Origin of the sequence: Cecembia calidifontis (assembly GCF_004216715.1) — a bacterium.
In the GTDB taxonomy this organism is placed as follows: domain Bacteria; phylum Bacteroidota; class Bacteroidia; order Cytophagales; family Cyclobacteriaceae; genus Cecembia_A; species Cecembia_A calidifontis.
Map to the genome: position 1 here is coordinate 4,560,651 of NZ_SGXG01000001.1, position 16,368 is coordinate 4,577,018.

A 16,368-nucleotide genomic window follows, 5' to 3' on the forward strand; every position below is an offset into this window, starting at 1 on the left:
GTGATGAGTAAAGAAGGAAAAAAAGCGACAAAGGAAAAAATTATTTTAGGAATAGACCCGGGTACCAATATCATGGGCTATGGATTGATTTTGGTTGAAGGGAATAAATATAGCCTTATCCAATTTGGGGTGATACACCTTAAAAAATACAGTGGCCATGAACTGAAACTGAAGAAAATTTTTGAGCGCATTACCGGATTGATTGACGAATATCACCCGGATGCGGTTGCTTTAGAGGCCCCTTTTTATGGAGAAAACGTCCAATCCATGTTGAAACTTGGCAGGGCACAAGGTGTGGCGATGGCAGCGGCCTTAGCAAGGGAAATTCCTATCGCCGAATATTCACCCAAAAAAGTGAAGCAATCCGTCACCGGAAATGGAAACTCCTCCAAAGAACAGGTGGCAGAAATGCTAAAGACGCTGTTACATATCAAGGAAATCCCTAAATTATTGGATGCCACCGATGCTTTGGCAGTAGCCCTCTGCCATCATTTTCATGATGGGCGCCTGCAGACTAGGGGAAGGTCTGCAGGCTGGAAAGCTTTTTTGGAGGAAAACCCGAACAGGATCAAAGGTTAGAATGATTTACCCACAGAGATTTTAAATACCCTGTTCTTCACGTTCTGATCAAAATAATTGAGACTTAGCAAACCTAAATCATAAGACAGCTGAACATTCAGATCATAAGGCAATTTTACTCCGGCACCGATTACTGCAGCTAAATCATAACCCCTGAGGACACCAGTGTTTTTGGAATTAAAGTCTCCTTCTTTGTAGTTTCTGGATAAGGTCAATGATCCTTGAGGCCCTGCAAAAACATTAAAAACATCCTCAAAATGATACTTTACCAGAACCGGAATATCTAGATAATTTACATTTTCTTTGATCTCCAGGCTGTTTGATTTAAATCCTTTTTGGGAATAGAAAATACCCGGTTCAATGCTGAAATCTGAGTTAAATTCATATCCGTAATAAGCGCCAAGGTGCATCCCAATTCTGGATTGAAAATCAAAACCCTGAAAATTGGAGATATTGGCCCCGGCCCTTACACCAAATTGTGCAAAAACCTCAGAGGATGCTGTTATGATAAGCATTAAAGAAATGAAAATGATTTTTTTCATAGGTCGGTATTTTTTAAGGTTTAAGTTCGCTGACATTCAGAAAAGATGTTGAACTCCACTTTTCTCAAAAGAAAGGCCAAAGTAAAAGAATGATTGCTTAACTTGGATAAGAAGAGTCGATTTTCTTTTGCAGTTTTTCGTCAACAACAAAGAGAACCAGCCTATTGGAATCCAAAGAGAAATCGCATATTTTTAACTAATTCCTTTGAATTGATAAACCTGTGCTATGAAAAAACTAAATTCTCTGTCCTTTTTTGTTTTTATGATCACTGTTAGTTGGCTTGGTTTTTCCTGTTCCAATTCAACTACCGAAATGAGCTTTGACTCAAGCAAACTTAGAAGGGCATCTTCCGATGAAATTGAAAAGGTTGTTGAAGCAATAATTCTGGCCAAAGATGGAGATATCATAGAAATTCCAGAAGGTTTTTACAGTTTTAAAACCCAACTGATCCTGGACAACAAAAACAATATCCAGATCAAAGGTCAGGGTATGGACAAAACAGTACTGTCCTTTAGGGAGCTAAAAACCGGAGGGGAAGGGGTCAAATTGGTGGGTAATGATATCCTAATCCAGGATTTGAGTATTGAAGATGCTCCTGGAGACGGGGTAAAAAGCCAACATTCAGATGGTGTGACCTTCAGAAGGATCAATGTTACCTGGACCAATGGTGACAAATCTAAAAATGGCACATATGCCATCTATCCGGTACAATGCAAAAATGTAGTAATTGATGAATGCATAGCTTCCCATTCCAAAGATGCGGGAATTTATGTAGGTCAGTCCGAAAACATCATAGTGAAAAATTCACTGGCCTTCGGAAATGTGGCAGGAATTGAAATAGAAAACTGTGATAATGCTGAAGTTTTTGGAAACACCGCAAGAGACAACGCAGGAGGTATCTTGGTATTTAACCTACCCGGACTGCCGAAATCAGACGGAAGAGGGACAAAAATTTATGACAACAGCGTTTTTTCCAATAACCACATCAATTTTGCCACCCCACTGGGGGAAGATCCCAATGGCAATACCGTCACAATGATCCCTCCAGGATCCGGAATTATTCTTTTGGCGGCCAAAGATGTGGAAATTTACAATAACCGGATCCATAAGAACAAAACAGTGGGTATAGCCATAGCCAACTATCATATCACTGGCTTCCCTATGGATGCCCCTGACTGGTCTCCGTTTACCTCTAATGTCTATATCCACAGCAATGACTACAAAAGAACCTGGAGATTTCCCGATCTCAGTAAAGAGTTTGGACAATTGATTTCCGTTTACAATGCCCATGGAAAGGGCAAAACACAGGATATTATTTATGATGGTTTTTTTGATAAATCCCTAGGTTCAACTATTCAATCCAACCCTATGAATATTTGTTTGCAGGAAGACGCAATCAAAAGCCTTCACTTCACACTTTTTGACCTATGGGAAGGAGAAGAAAACATCAAAGCCAGCAAAGATTACAGCCCATTTGTCTGTAAAACCGAAGTTATCACAGATGTAAAACACCTTACCAGCCGCTAAAACCATGTGGAATAAATCAGCTTTTTTATTCTTTTCTGTCTGTATTGTGACCCTATTGGGCTGTTCCTCAAAAGAACCCATACAGGAAGTTCTTTGGGATGCGTCTCAAATCAGAGATATCGAATTACCCCCCAAAAAAATCCAAGAAATAAGCTTAGATGCAATACCTTTTGAAAAATTATCGGATTATGGCCTTTTCCAAGGCATCCTTAGAAATTTAGAGCCAAATGAAGGGGTATTACCTTATGAACCGGCCTCCTCTCTTTTTACGGATTATGCTTTCAAATCAAGATTTATCTGGATGCCGAAAGGTAGCTCCGCATTCATCAATAATGATACGGAGGGAACAATTGAATTTCCAGACAATACCATTTTGATTAAGAATTTTTATTATCCAATTGATTTCTCAGAACCTGAAAATGTTAAAAGAATTGTAGAAACCCGGCTAATGGTCAAACAAAACGGGGCTTGGGAAGCCTATCCATATATCTGGAAAGACGACCAAAGCGATGCAATCTACAAAGTAGCCGGTGCAGAAAAAACAGTCCATTGGAAAGACAAAAATGGAGATCAACAAGTGATCAACTACTTGGTTCCCAACAAAAACCAATGCAAAAGCTGCCACAATTCCCATGAAACAATGACTCCAATCGGAGTAAAAACCAAGCATTTAAATCATGCTATTGAATTTGGGGATGGGAAAAAAAATCAACTTGTCAAATGGCAAGAATATGGTTATCTCAAGGAACTTAAAGAATTGTCCCTTTATCCCGTAATGGCCAATTACCAAGATGAAAAAATTGACCTGGAGCTGAGAGCTAAAGCTTATCTTGATATCAACTGTGGGCATTGCCATCGGCAGGAAGGACCCGCAAGTACCTCCGGGCTTTTCCTGAACTATGAAGAAACAGATCCCCTCAGATTAGGAATTTACAAAACACCGGTGGCAGCCGGATTTGGGGCCGGCAGTTTTAAATTTGATATTGTCCCCGGAAAAGCCAACGAGTCTATTTTGACTTATAGGATGGAAACCAATAAGGTGGGAGCTGCCATGCCGGAAATCGGCAGGGTCACAACCCACCAAGAAGGCCTGGCATTGATCAAAGATTGGATCAATGCCATGAAGCCTTAATATGGTGGAATTCTCAAACTTTTAGAAGGTATATCCTAACGATATCTGAAAACCTCTGTTAAACACATCTACATTGCTGTTTTTGAAAACAGGGCTTAGTCCATAATTGTAGGTGCCTTGGACATTTAGGCCTTTGGGTAAGTTATAGCCTATTCCCAGAACCATGCCAAAGTCCCTTTCCCTTACATTATCGGTATCAAAGCTGATCGTGGACCCAAAAAGATCCCCCTCAAATGTTGAGGAAGTCAAAAAAGAAGCTTGAGGCCCTCCAAAAACATTTAATCCTTCTGTAAGGTGTAGCCTGAGCAAAACAGGGATGTCCACATAGTTCAAGACAGCCCGAGAATTGACAAAATCATTATTCCGGGTTCCTTTCACAGAATAATAAACACCCGGCTCCAATGCGATCACACTGCCAAAATAAAAGGAATTGTACAACCCCGCATGAAAACCGGTTCTTTGAGAATAATCATCCTCAGCAATATCGCCTCCCCCAAATGTAGAAAAATTGACACCACCCCTGACACCAAAACCGCCCCTATCTCTCTGACTACTCTGAGCATGGGAAATAGAAACTGAAATGATCATTGTCAACACAATCAAACTTAACTTTTTCATAAGAAATAATAATTGGTTCGGGCTGGTTAAAACCAATTCCATGCCAAGAAGGAATTACCAGGTGTTATTCAACTATTTTTATAAAAATTTCACCAGTATTTAGTTTAAATTACCACCTTATCCACATAGCTTGAGTTAAGGATACCTAGGGCTCCCATATATTTCATTTCAAATTTTACCGTATCTCCAACCTGGTAATTTTTTGGATTTTCACCCAGATTCAATATCAGCATATCGGAACTTGCACCTAAAATTTCAAATTCCCCATCTTCAGGAATCAGGTACTTTGGGTCGACATCCAGTAATCCTATATCCAAAATTGCCCTATAAGAAGTCCTTCCATATAAAGACTCATCTATCACGGTCATTTCACCCTGAGGATTGGCTGCAAGCATACCGATTGGTAACATAGGCTTTTCCTGCATTTCAATGATTTCTGCAAATAATTCAAAAACATCTCCATGCATACCTTCAATGATTTTTTCCTCAAAAAGATCAACCCCAAAATACAAGGTTTCCCCAACCCTAAAATGATTTACTCCTTTAGGCAATTGCTGATGAAGCATCAAGGGAATGGTGACCGAGGTACCAGCAGAAACCCATGGTATCTTTTTATTGAATTTAAGCTCGATGATTTGCTTATATAAACTTAATTGAATCAATTTATCAGTAGATGGCATCACTCCGTTCAAACAATTCAAATTAGTCCCAAGACCAATGATTTCAATATTGGGCAGGTCAAAAACTTGAGCATGAAAATCCACCAAATGGTCTCCCATCACCCCTTCCCTAAGGTCTCCCGTCTCGACCATAATAATGATTTTATGGATTTTTCCTTGTTTATGGGCTTCTTCCGAAATCCATTGGATGGTGGTCAGTTCACTGTTGAGACTGACATCCGCATATTTTACCATTTTAGGGATATTCCTTTTGGAAACAGGTTTGATATAAACCGTTTGTACTTTAGGATCAATCTCTTTGATCTTGGCCAAGTTGCTTATCCTTGAGTCATGGATCTCATGGATACCCAAATTGATCAATTCAGCCATAAACTTCCGGTTACCACAGAGTAATTTGGACACTACTCCCCAGGAAACTCCATGCTGTTCGAACATTCCCCGCAAGAATTCAAAGTTCTCTTTTAGTTTTTGTCTATGTAAAGTCAGATATGCCATTTTTAGTTTTTAGTTTTGTCTCTAATGCTTATACTCCTATTTAGATGGATAAATCCCAATCCATACAGTTTTCAAAGATTTATTCCTGTGATTCGGTGTGTTTTCTGACGTCTATACTAGTGGGTTAAAACCCACGAATATGAATCAGGAAATTCTCATGTTTTCCCGGGTTAAAACCCGGGGCAATTGATGGAGTTAACTGGTCGATTCTTAATTTCTCTCTTTGAGCACAAACTTTTCAACGCAAATTTTTCTGCGTTATCCGTGTATTCCACGAGCTTGGTCTCTTGTTTCTTGATTCTTGGCTCTTGGTTCTACTCTTATTTCTCGCTTCATCCTTCCTCCTTTTTTTCCTACCCTCCAACCTGGTCCCTCGCTAAAAAGCTATCAATATAAGCTTTTCTTCACGCTCGGTCCTCCTTCATCCTTTGGTAAGTCTCATTTCAAGGTACTTATTGGTAAAACCAAGAGCTTCGTACAATTTTCTGGCGGGGTTATCTGGCTCCACATGCAATGCAATGTCCCCATTTGCCAGATCTATGGCCATCTGCATCAGCTTTTTCCCTAAGCCCTTGCCTCTCTGGGAGGCATCCACAGCTATATAGACGAGTATATTCTCCGGTATATATCCCGACATACCTGTTTTATTCATCACCACAGCACCTACAATTTCACCATCTTCCCTTGCCAATACAGTAAATCCTCCCTTATCCACAGCCTGATCCAGGGCATAATCCAGACATTTCATGATGTGCTGATGGGGATCCCCATATTTTTCCAAATGCACAAAAAGGAAATCTGCTATCTCCTTTTTCTGCAAATAAGTAGCCTGATCTTTTGCATTTAAAGTTTCTATCTTAAGCATATTCTTTAATTTTATTTTGATTTTTATTTCTATACACCACACTTACAAGCAAATACATTGCTAAAGAGGTAATTATCCCGAAAAAATTTGGATCTAAGCCCCAAAGAAGCTCCCAATCTGTCATTCCAAGCCCTACTGTCATGACCCCGCCGCTAATCATGGAAACTATCGCAGCTTGTGGATTCCGGTGTTTTGTAAATAAACCAAAAAGAATGGGGACAAATAAACCTGAAACCATAAAGGCGTAACTGTACAACATCAAATCCAATACATTGGTCATCTGCAAGGACAAGAGCAGGGCAAACACCCCCAAAACCAAAGTAAAAAACTGACTGAATCTGATTTGAGACTTTTCGTTTTTGGCATTCAACCATTTCCCCAACATATCAGTACTGAGGTTACCGGAGGCTGCCATCAGACAAGAATCCGCAGTAGATAAAACCGCAGAAAAATAAGCAGCCATCATCAGTCCAAGGATTCCCGGAGGAAGAATGGTGCGAAGTAAAATAGGCAAACCCATTTCAGGATCCATTACCTCCAAATCTATGATCAAAAGCCCCTGTTCAAAGGCTACTTTGGAAAGTAAACCTAGGGTTACTCCCATAAAAGCCATAATGGGCCACTCAAAAAAACCAGCGATAAACCAGGCTTTCTTTGCCGACTTCTCATCCCGGCTGGCAAATATCCTTTGATATAAGGTCATTCCGATGAACCAAATTGGAATGATCGTGATCCCCCAATTGGCCAGATCCTGCCACTCTAAGTTGGATAGCGAAAAATAGGAATCAGGCAAAGTTGCCTGGATGCTCTCCCAACCACCCACATGGAAATAAGCCACCGGAATACCGATCAAAATAAAACCCAGCATCAAGATGATCCACTGCACAGTATCTGTATAAATGACCGCCTTGAGCCCTCCCAAAACGGTATACACCACCGCAATAACCCCCATCAGCACCAAAGCTTCATTCAAGTTCAAATCAACAAAAGTCCCTGAAGCCAATTTGGCACCCGCCAATAATTGTGAAGAGGTAAAACCCAAATAACCAATTAATGAAATTGCAGCTGCCACCAAGGCTGCTTTCTTATTGAACAAATGGTCAAAAATCTGAGGGAAAGTATAAAAGTTTGCAAAGGCGGGATAATTCTTTACCCGTGGAATTAATACTACTGCGGCTAACCATGCCCCCAAAAGCCCGGTAAACAGCATCCAACTACCCGAAAGCCCCATCACAAAGCCCAGTCCACCAAGTCCTACCGAAAAACCACCTCCAACATCGGTAGCAACTACAGACAATCCAATATGCCAGCTACCAATTTTCCTTCCACCTACGTAGTAATCGTCCTGATTTTTATTTTGGCGCATGAAGTAATACCCTACGCCCAACATCAGCACCATGTACCCGACAAAGATGCCGAGGTCTATGTAATGCATGAATCCCCTTCCTTTAAATCAAATAAAATTTCAAATTAATGTGATTTTTATAAGGTACAAAAAATAAAATTAGTCCAAAAGAAATAAAACATTTATTAAAAACCGAGATATTGGCTGAAAACAAATTCGGCTTAACTTAAAAATGAAATGCATAAACTTCTGATTCAATCCTGTCCAATCCATAGATTATTCTTTTTTCCCAATCCACGGCTATAGAAGTTACAGCATGATCTAACTCATAAAATGCCAAGGGATTACCTTCCCAATCAATGGCTAAAACTTTATTATGATGAATGGAGGCTTCCCCTTCTCCAGGTTTTACTGTTTTACCATTAGCGTACAATAAAAAAATCAGTTCCTCACTTGCGGCCAAAGATTTGTAAGCATGCTGAGTTTTATTAAACACCCGCTTCATATATGGTGTTCCAGAGCGATCACCGATATCAAAATCAGGCACAAATTGATGTGGACCGTGAATTCTTTTTAGAAGGTTAGCTTTCTCATCATACAACTCGATCAAATCTGTATATTCATAAGCCAATACCATTTTATCCTTTTGAGGATTGGAAATTAATTGGCCAGAAAAAACATCCACTGCCACCATAGGTGGCATTTCTATGCCATAGTCCGGATAATTTCCAACTCCAGAAATTTCATCACCTTCCCGGGAATAAACCAAAAACCTGGAAAGCGGGACAATCGCTTGGGTAGTGGTATAAAATTGGTCATTCCTCAAATAAACTGAAGATAAAATAGGATTCATAAATGCCAAACTTTCAATTTCCTCAACTAAAATAGCATCACCTTTGATATCGAAAAGAAATCTTTTCATTAAGGTTGAAACAACATCATGGACCCAAACTGTCCCATCATCTAAAAATATCAAATTAAAAACCGAGAGTGTTTCTGAAGGCCCCATTCCGTTTTCAAAAATTTCACCTATAAGTTCATTGTCCTTATTAGTATCAAAAACTTTGACATTAAAGGGTTGATTTGCAGCTGAAACAAATAATAGCGAATCATAAAAAAAAATCTGTACGGGGGAGAGCAATAATCCTAAATCCATCCTCATTGCCTTAAGTGGCTTTATTTCCGGAATAGCATTTAGTGTAAACGTATAATCAATGTCCTTGTATTTCAAACTACTATCACACCCAATCAAGAACACTAAAATCAGATATATGAGTGTTTTTTTCATTTTTAAAAACTTTATTTCCCTTTTAAATTAAAATGTGAAAGGTTAGACTAAATCTAAATTCAATGAAAGTTCTATAAATTGGATTAAAGAAATTTGATTAAAATTTTCACTAAAAAAGCTATCCCTTTAGAGATAGCCTTTGTTGAAAGAACCTAAAACTCATTAGAAGGCCCCTTACCATAACACAAAGTCCAGGAACATTGTACCCCGTTTTCATATTGGGTAATTGAACACAGTCTGCCATTACCGCAATCAGTATTACAATTAGTAACTGGACAACCAGCCTTTGTATTCTCTAAAAAGAATATTCCTGACACAAAGAATGACAATAAAATCTTTTTGACCATTTTTTAAATTAGTTCCTTAAATCCGCAGGGCGGATTTAAAAAAAGCCGAAAAAGTGGCTGAATTTATTCAATTCAGGCTTTTCCGGCTCGTTTTTTTTCACTTATTTAGATGATACCACTCAAACTAGATAAGCGGTATGAAAATTACGAATTCGACAGAAAAAATCACACCTTTCGGAGGTTTTAATTTTGTTTTTAACTCTTTCAAAAATTCTGGTCTCCCAGAACTCATTGATAATCAATTGGGGGTTAGAGCCTTAAGGGGAGGGTTTTCATACAGTGACATTTTCGCCAATCATATGGCTATTTTCTTTAATGGTGGCGACTGTACTGAAGATATCAATGTTCACTTGAGAGACGCACTTGAACAGGTCCCTTCATTTTCAGTATGCAGTGCCGATACAATTCTGAGAGGTATCAAAGAGCTTGCTGTTGATACAGAACTCTTTATAAATCCGTCCAGTGGAGTAAGCCATGAATTTAATATCAATGGAAAACTCAACAGCTTGTTGTTAAAATCAGCTTGTAAGACCGGATTACTCAAGTCAGGTGTTGCTTACGACCTCGATTATGACAACACCGTCATTCCAACTGAAAAGTACGATTCAAAAAAGACATATAAACACGTCTATGGATATCAGCCAGGTGTAGCTTCCATAGCACATCCTGAATTTTCACAGGCCATTCCTGTGTACGTAGAGGGCAGAAATGGCAACAGTCAGGCCAAATATTTGCAGGCTGATACACTTACACGCATGTTTGGGCAGCTTACCAATGAAAATATCCGTATCGGAAGGTTCAGAGCCGATTCAGCATCCTATCAGGAAGAAGTTCTCCGCACACTGGAAGCACATACCGAAAGCTTTTATATACGGGCAAACAGATGTGCCAAACTGGATAATATCCTTGGAAGTATAGCCCCTGAGAAGTGGCAGAAAATACGTTTGGGTGTACAGGAAATGGAAGTTACTGACCTATCCGACTACAAACCTTTCGGTAAAGACAGGTCTTACAGGCTGGTCATTACCAGAATCAGGCGTAAAGACGGGCAGGCAGATGTGTTTAGTGGAGATGCATTTACTTACAGGGCTATTCTGACCAATGAACATACATCGTCCAATGAAGCTGTTGTAAGGTTTTATAACGCCCGGGGTGCAAGCGAACGCTTGTTTGATGTACTCAACAATGACTTTGGCTGGTCTAAGTTGCCCTGTTCGTTCCTTGCAGAGAATACCTCCTTTATGCTTATGACGGCTATGTATGCCAATTTTTACACCTATATCATTGGAGAGTATTCCAGAAAAGTTGATTGGCTTAAGCCTACCGACAGGCTCAAGAAGTTTATCTTCAGATTTATCACTGTTTCAGCCAAGTGGATAAGAACGGGAAGAAGAGAAGTGCTCAAACTGTTCACGAGTAAGGATTACAAGCCGATTTTGAACTAAATTCAGATAAAAACCCCTCAGGAGCTCAAAAAATAAAGATTTACAGGGAAGAGGTATGCCTTTTCCATTAAAATTGAGGAAAAAAACCGTCCATTTTATCCTCAAACCTAAAATCCATTGTCTCAAAACTATGAACACTCTTCAATCAAAGGGAAGAAATTCCCGAACTAGACCAAAAATGAACACAAACAAGCAGATTCAAATCTCCAAACTAAAATCCTGCGGATTTTAGGTAGTTTGAAATTGTTTTTAACATAATGTATGCAATTAACTTCTTAAGAAGTACCATAAAACAATTGATCATTTCCGCTAGCACTATAAAATTTTACTGTCGTCCGACTAAAATAAGAAATTTAAAATAAAGTCCTCTAATGAAGTTTTAGAGGTGTTTTTTGTTGAAAGTCAAAAAGCACCCCCTATCCGGAAAGGAATAATTGGGTTTGTACATTTTGGATGTCTTTTTGAAATATACTTTTAAAGTAAGCTTCAGGAAAAAGTAGGAACTTTTCAAGACTGACGTAGGAGCAAAGATTTTTTGCGGCTACCATGACCATGGTCGAGAAGTCTTCAGCCTCTTTTATCCGCTTATGTAGAACTGTAAACAGGAGGTTGAGTATCAATGCCACCCAAATCTGGATTTTGATCCCGTTCTCGCTGTCCGACAAAAAATATCTGAGTTCAAAATTCTGCTTGATCTGCTTGAAAAGCACTTCGATAACCCACCTGTTCTTATAGAGAAGAGCTATGGTTAGGGCATCCAATCCCTTAAGATTGGTGATAAACTCCAGCGTTTCACCGCTTTCAGGGTCAGCATAAACCACCAGTCTGGCTTCAACTGTCCGAGAAACTCCCTTCTCCCTGTAGCTCAGTGAGATAATCTGGTCCTTGATGATGTCCAAGGCATGCGTACAGTCAAACTCACTGACCACTTCATATCTTGCATTGTCTTTTTTTCTGGTCACAAAATATCTGTTTGAACTGTCCCACTTTTCAAAGCAGGAATAGCGGTTATATCCTTTGTCGAAAACAGCTATCCCGTGCTCAGGCAGATCCATCACTTTTAAAAACATATTTTCATTTGTGGCCGCAGAACGGATACATATGAAGTTGGGAACGCCTTCTGCCAGATTCATTTTGGCAAATATCTTGGCACCACCTTTTTTCTTTCCGTTCAGGGGATTGCGTCCGGCCCCTCTGAGGATTTCCTTGAACAGCGTGACCGTTGAGGAATCAAAAACCTCAACACGGCTGAGGTCGACCTCTCCACCGATATCGAGCCAATTTCCTACCAAAGATGCCCTATAGTATGAATACAGCCCTTTGTATAGTTGTTCAAAAACACGATAACTGCGTTTACGGTTTGCATCAGAAAGGGTACTCCTGGCAGGTAGCTGCTTCATTCCAAAAGGAATAAGCTTGGTTATGATCAGGCCGATGTTTTTGCAGACCTCTCTAAGACTGCTGTTTCTGGTCAACACCGCATAAAACATGCAGATGAAGTGATCACTTGTTTTGAGTTTCTTGTAGTACCTATCCGAGTTTTCTTCCTCAACGACCTGATTCAATAGCTCTTTGGGAATAAGAGAGAGGAGTTGAGCGATAATAGGATGCCCAGACAAAAATTTATGCTTAAATTGTGTCACGTTGTTGGTTCTTGGTCGAAACAACAATATGAAAAAGATGGGTAAGCTCCAAAAGGGCTGCCCATCTTTGATTTTTGTACTATTCTAGGATTTTATTTTTTATATTGCCTCAGTTCTCGGACGACAGTAATAAAATTTTAAAAAAAAAATCATCTTGCAAAGCAAAATAGCTAAAAAAGAGGCTGTATCATAAGTCAAATGAAAGCCCTGAGATTTGGATATATGAAATTTGATTCCGATACCTTCCCGAATAAAAAAGAGGCTGTCCCTATTTATGAGACAGCCTCCTTATCTTGATTAAAATTTATTTCTATTAAATATTGTCACTGCTTACCACAGCAGTAAAGTATTCTCTGTTCATACGGGCAATATTGGTCAAGCTTATACCTTTTGGACATTCAGCAGCACAAGCACCAGTATTGGTACAAGCACCAAAACCTTCAGCATCCATCTGGGCAATCATCTTCTCAACCCTTTCCTTACGTTCTACCTGTCCCTGAGGCAATAATGCCAATTGGGAAATTTTCGCAGAAGTGAAGAGCATAGCAGAAGCGTTTTTACATGCCGCAACACAGGCACCACAACCGATGCAGGTAGCCGCATCGAATGCTTCATCTGCTACTTTCTTTGGAATCGGAATTTCATTGGCATCAGGTACACCTCCGGTATTTACTGATATATACCCCCCAGCTTGGATGATACGGTCGAATGCAGAGCGGTCGACCACCAAATCCTTAACTACAGGGAAGGCTTTTGCCCTCCAAGGTTCAATTGTAATGGTCTCTCCATCATTGAATGACCTCATGTGCAACTGACAGGTAGTGGTCTGCAATGGACCATGGGGCTTGCCGTTGATGTACAAAGAACACATGCCACAGATACCCTCACGACAATCATGATCAAAGTGAACAGGATCCTCTCCTTTCTCTGCCAATTCTTCGTTCAATACATCCAGCATCTCAAGGAAAGACATGTCTTTGGAAACACCGGATAGTTTATATTCCTTAAAGCCGCCCTTGTCGGCGTTATTTTTCTGTCTCCAGATTTTTAAAGTTAAGTTCATAGCTCTTGCGAGTTTAATGCTGTTAAATTACTTGTAACTTCTTTGGGTCAACTTCACGTTCTCAAAAACCAGAGGTTCCTTGTGCAAAACTTCCTCTTGCCCCTCTCCCATATACTGCCAGGCAGCTACATAGGCGAAATTTTCATCATCCCTCAAAGCCTCACCCTCAGGAGTCTGGTATTCTTCTCTAAAGTGCCCGCCACAAGACTCATTTCTGTTCAACGCATCATCAACCATCAATTCTCCCAATTCAAGGAAGTCAGCCACACGGTGTGCCTTTTCCAAAGACTGGTTGAGCTCTTCATTTTCACCCAAAACCTTCACATTGGACCAAAATTCTGACCTAAGTTCCTTTATCATTGCTTTCGCTTTGGTCAAACCTTCTGCGGTTCTTGCCATTCCGCAATAATTCCACATGATTTTTCCTAAACTCTTGTGGAAATAATCTACGGTCTTGTCACCCTTAATACTCAAAAGTTTCTGAATCCTTTCTTTGACTTCTTTTTCGGCTCTTTGGAACTCAGGATGGTCTGTTGGAATTTTGGCATTAGGGGTTTGTGCCAGGTAATCTCCGATGGTGTAAGGAATTACAAAATATCCATCAGCAAGACCCTGCATTAATGCAGATGCGCCAAGTCTATTAGCCCCATGGTCAGAGAAGTTCGCCTCTCCCAAGGCATATAAGCCCGGTACCGTAGTCATAAGGTTATAATCTACCCAGAGTCCGCCCATGGTGTAGTGAACGGCTGGATAAATTTTCATAGGCACCTTGTATGGATTTTCACCTGTGATTTGCTGGTACATATCAAACAGGTTACCATATTTGGCCCGGATGACATCTTCACCGTCTCTTATGATAGCATCGCGGAAGTCCAAAAATACCGCTTCACCTGTTTCATTCACTCCTCTGCCTTCGTCACATACATATTTGGCATTTCTAGAAGCCACATCGCGGGGCACTAGGTTTCCAAAAGATGGATATTTTCTTTCCAAGAAATAATCCCTGTCTTCCTCTTTGATATCGTTGGCCTGTATTTGGCCTTTTCTCAATTTTTCAGCCATTTCAGCAGTAGCAGGAACCCATACCCTACCGTCGTTTCTCAAGGATTCAGACATCAAAGTCAATTTGGACTGATGATCTCCGGATACCGGGATACATGTCGGGTGAATCTGAGTAAAGCAAGGATTAGCCATCAGAGCACCTTTCTTATGGGCTCTCCAAGCTGCTGTCACATTGGAACCCATGGCATTGGTAGAAAGGAAAAATACGTTACCATAACCTCCGGTACACAACAAAACTGCATGCGCACTGTGAGACTCGATAGCTCCTGTAATAAGGTTTCTTGTCACGATTCCCCTGGCCTTTCCATCCACAAGCACCAGATCCATCATTTCGGTTCTTGGGTAAAGTTTCACTTTTCCATTAGCCACCTGACGGCTCAAAGCAGAGTACGCGCCCAAAAGCAATTGCTGGCCAGTTTGGCCCCTCGCATAAAAAGTTCTGGACACCTGTGCACCACCAAAAGAACGGTTGGCCAACAATCCTCCATATTCTCTGGCAAAAGGCACACCCTGTGCCACACATTGGTCGATAATATTTACAGAAACTTCTGCCAAACGGTAAACATTGGCTTCCCTTGCTCTGTAATCACCGCCTTTGATCGTATCGTAAAATAGACGGAATACAGAATCACCGTCATTTTGGTAATTTTTTGCAGCATTGATCCCACCTTGCGCAGCAATAGAGTGTGCCCTTCTTGGGCTATCCTGGAAGCAAAAAGCCTTCACATTATATCCAAGCTCTGCCAGAGAGGCGGCAGCGGATGCACCTGCAAGACCGGTACCCACAACAATCACATCATATTTACGCTTATTGGCAGGGTTGACCAGCTTGACATTGAATTTATGTTTTGACCACTTTTCTGATAAGGGTCCATCTGGAATTTTTGAATCTAGAATCATACTTGATCTTGTTTAATTCATGAAATAGATATACAAAGGCATACTTGCAAAAAGTGCTGGTACAATAATGCTGAATGCCAAACCTACTTTTTTTATAGCAGGTGTATATTTGACGTGATTCAGTCCTAAAGTCTGGAATGCACTGGAAAAACCATGAGACAAATGAAATCCAAGGAAGATCATGGAAATCACATACAGGGCCACCAACCATTCCTGCTGAAAGGCGAATGTTACAATGCTATACAAATCTTTATACTGCTCACCATTGTATTCTACCATAGGCAAATCTCCCCAATGCATTTTATACCAAAATCCCTGCAAATGCACTACAAGAAAAATCAGAATGATTGTGCCTAAAACGCCCATATTCCTGGAAGTCCAAGGAGAATTGGTAGACGCCTGACTGCTTGCATAAGGTATTGGCCTGGCTGATTTGTTCACTCTGGTGAGAATGATAGAGTAAACCACATGGACAATCACCGAGATATAGGTGAGATAGGACAATAATTTGACGGCTGGATTGGTGGTCATGAACTTGGCATAAATATTAAATGCCTCTCCTCCATCATTTTTGAATAAAAGAGTGTTTCCCGAAACATGCCCGATAAGGAACAAAATCAGGAACAATCCTGTAAGGGCCATCAGAAGTTTTCTGCCCAAGGTGCTACTTAAGGTTTTTGTTACCCAACTCATATAGTTTTGCTTAAATTTTCGATTGGTTTATGGTTTTTTACTTCGCGGCCAAATTTACATTTGGAAAGTTTAGTAAACAATTCCAAAACAATCGATTGAACTTATTTTAAAACGTTCTAAATAGTGTTTTTTTAGTTAATTCT

At 40.2% G+C, this 16,368-nt stretch carries 14 protein-coding genes; 4 read left to right on the forward strand and 10 right to left on the reverse strand.

The features are described from left to right. Positions 1-3 precede the first annotated feature (3 nt). The gene (gene ruvC / locus BC751_RS19705) at positions 4-579 is read left to right on the forward strand and encodes a crossover junction endodeoxyribonuclease RuvC (protein WP_130277109.1); all 576 of its coding nucleotides are present in this window, start codon (positions 4-6) and stop codon (positions 577-579) included. Here ruvC and BC751_RS19710 read toward each other — a convergent pair. Further along, positions 576-1,121 (reverse strand): porin family protein, encoded by a 546-nt coding sequence (locus BC751_RS19710; protein WP_130277110.1) that lies wholly within the window; start codon positions 1,119-1,121, stop codon positions 576-578. The two genes, ruvC and BC751_RS19710, sit on opposite strands and share 4 nt — an antisense overlap. 226 nt (positions 1,122-1,347) lie before the next feature. Between BC751_RS19710 and BC751_RS19715 the strand changes: the two genes are divergently transcribed. Together BC751_RS19715 and BC751_RS19720 are read left to right on the forward strand one after the other, a co-directional pair. Then, positions 1,348-2,649, forward strand: coding sequence for a parallel beta-helix domain-containing protein (locus tag BC751_RS19715; RefSeq protein WP_130277111.1), 1,302 nt, complete (start codon positions 1,348-1,350; stop codon positions 2,647-2,649). Positions 2,650-2,653: 4 nt separating this feature from the next. Then, positions 2,654-3,781 carry an SO2930 family diheme c-type cytochrome gene (locus tag BC751_RS19720; RefSeq protein ID WP_130277112.1) on the forward strand — a complete coding sequence of 376 codons (1,128 nt, stop codon included), beginning with the start codon at positions 2,654-2,656 and terminating at the stop codon, positions 3,779-3,781. Between the two features lie 21 nt (positions 3,782-3,802). Here the strand turns inward: BC751_RS19720 and BC751_RS19725 are convergent, their stop codons facing one another. The 5 genes from BC751_RS19725 to BC751_RS19745 form a co-directional block, all read right to left on the reverse strand. Beyond that, positions 3,803-4,399 (reverse strand): porin family protein, encoded by a 597-nt coding sequence (locus BC751_RS19725; RefSeq protein WP_130277113.1) that lies wholly within the window; start codon positions 4,397-4,399, stop codon positions 3,803-3,805. 104 nt (positions 4,400-4,503) lie between these two features. After that, positions 4,504-5,574, reverse strand: coding sequence for an alanine racemase (locus tag BC751_RS19730; RefSeq protein ID WP_130277114.1), 1,071 nt, complete (start codon positions 5,572-5,574; stop codon positions 4,504-4,506). Positions 5,575-5,995: 421 nt separating this feature from the next. Further along, entirely contained in the window at positions 5,996-6,439 is a 444-nt protein-coding gene (locus tag BC751_RS19735) for a GNAT family N-acetyltransferase (protein WP_130277115.1), read from the reverse strand. Then, the gene (locus BC751_RS19740; RefSeq protein WP_130277116.1) at positions 6,432-7,874 is read right to left on the reverse strand and encodes a sodium:solute symporter family protein; all 1,443 of its coding nucleotides are present in this window, start codon (positions 7,872-7,874) and stop codon (positions 6,432-6,434) included. The genes BC751_RS19735 and BC751_RS19740 overlap by 8 nt, the downstream gene beginning before the upstream one ends. Positions 7,875-8,010: 136 nt before the next feature. Further along, positions 8,011-9,072 carry a BF3164 family lipoprotein gene (locus tag BC751_RS19745; RefSeq protein ID WP_130277117.1) on the reverse strand — a complete coding sequence of 354 codons (1,062 nt, stop codon included), beginning with the start codon at positions 9,070-9,072 and terminating at the stop codon, positions 8,011-8,013. 484 nt (positions 9,073-9,556) lie between these two features. On the opposite strand from BC751_RS19745, the gene BC751_RS19750 reads away from it, so the two are divergent. After that, positions 9,557-10,864 (forward strand): IS1380 family transposase, encoded by a 1,308-nt coding sequence (locus BC751_RS19750; protein ID WP_130273823.1) that lies wholly within the window; start codon positions 9,557-9,559, stop codon positions 10,862-10,864. A 416-nt stretch (positions 10,865-11,280) separates the two neighbouring features. On the opposite strand, the gene BC751_RS19755 is transcribed toward BC751_RS19750, so the two are convergent. From BC751_RS19755 to BC751_RS19770, 4 genes are all read right to left on the reverse strand, one after another. Further along, positions 11,281-12,507: an IS4 family transposase gene (locus BC751_RS19755; protein WP_130273774.1), complete on the reverse strand. Its 1,227-nt coding sequence runs from the start codon at positions 12,505-12,507 to the stop codon at positions 11,281-11,283. 313 nt (positions 12,508-12,820) lie between these two features. Then, on the reverse strand, positions 12,821-13,570 hold the full coding sequence (locus tag BC751_RS19760; protein ID WP_130277118.1) for a succinate dehydrogenase/fumarate reductase iron-sulfur subunit: 750 nt from the start codon (positions 13,568-13,570) through the stop codon (positions 12,821-12,823). Between the two features lie 27 nt (positions 13,571-13,597). Further along, positions 13,598-15,532, reverse strand: coding sequence for a fumarate reductase/succinate dehydrogenase flavoprotein subunit (locus BC751_RS19765; protein ID WP_130277119.1), 1,935 nt, complete (start codon positions 15,530-15,532; stop codon positions 13,598-13,600). A 12-nt stretch (positions 15,533-15,544) separates the two neighbouring features. Continuing rightward, the gene (locus BC751_RS19770) at positions 15,545-16,225 is read right to left on the reverse strand and encodes a succinate dehydrogenase cytochrome b subunit (protein WP_130277120.1); all 681 of its coding nucleotides are present in this window, start codon (positions 16,223-16,225) and stop codon (positions 15,545-15,547) included. Positions 16,226-16,368: the final 143 nt, after the last annotated feature.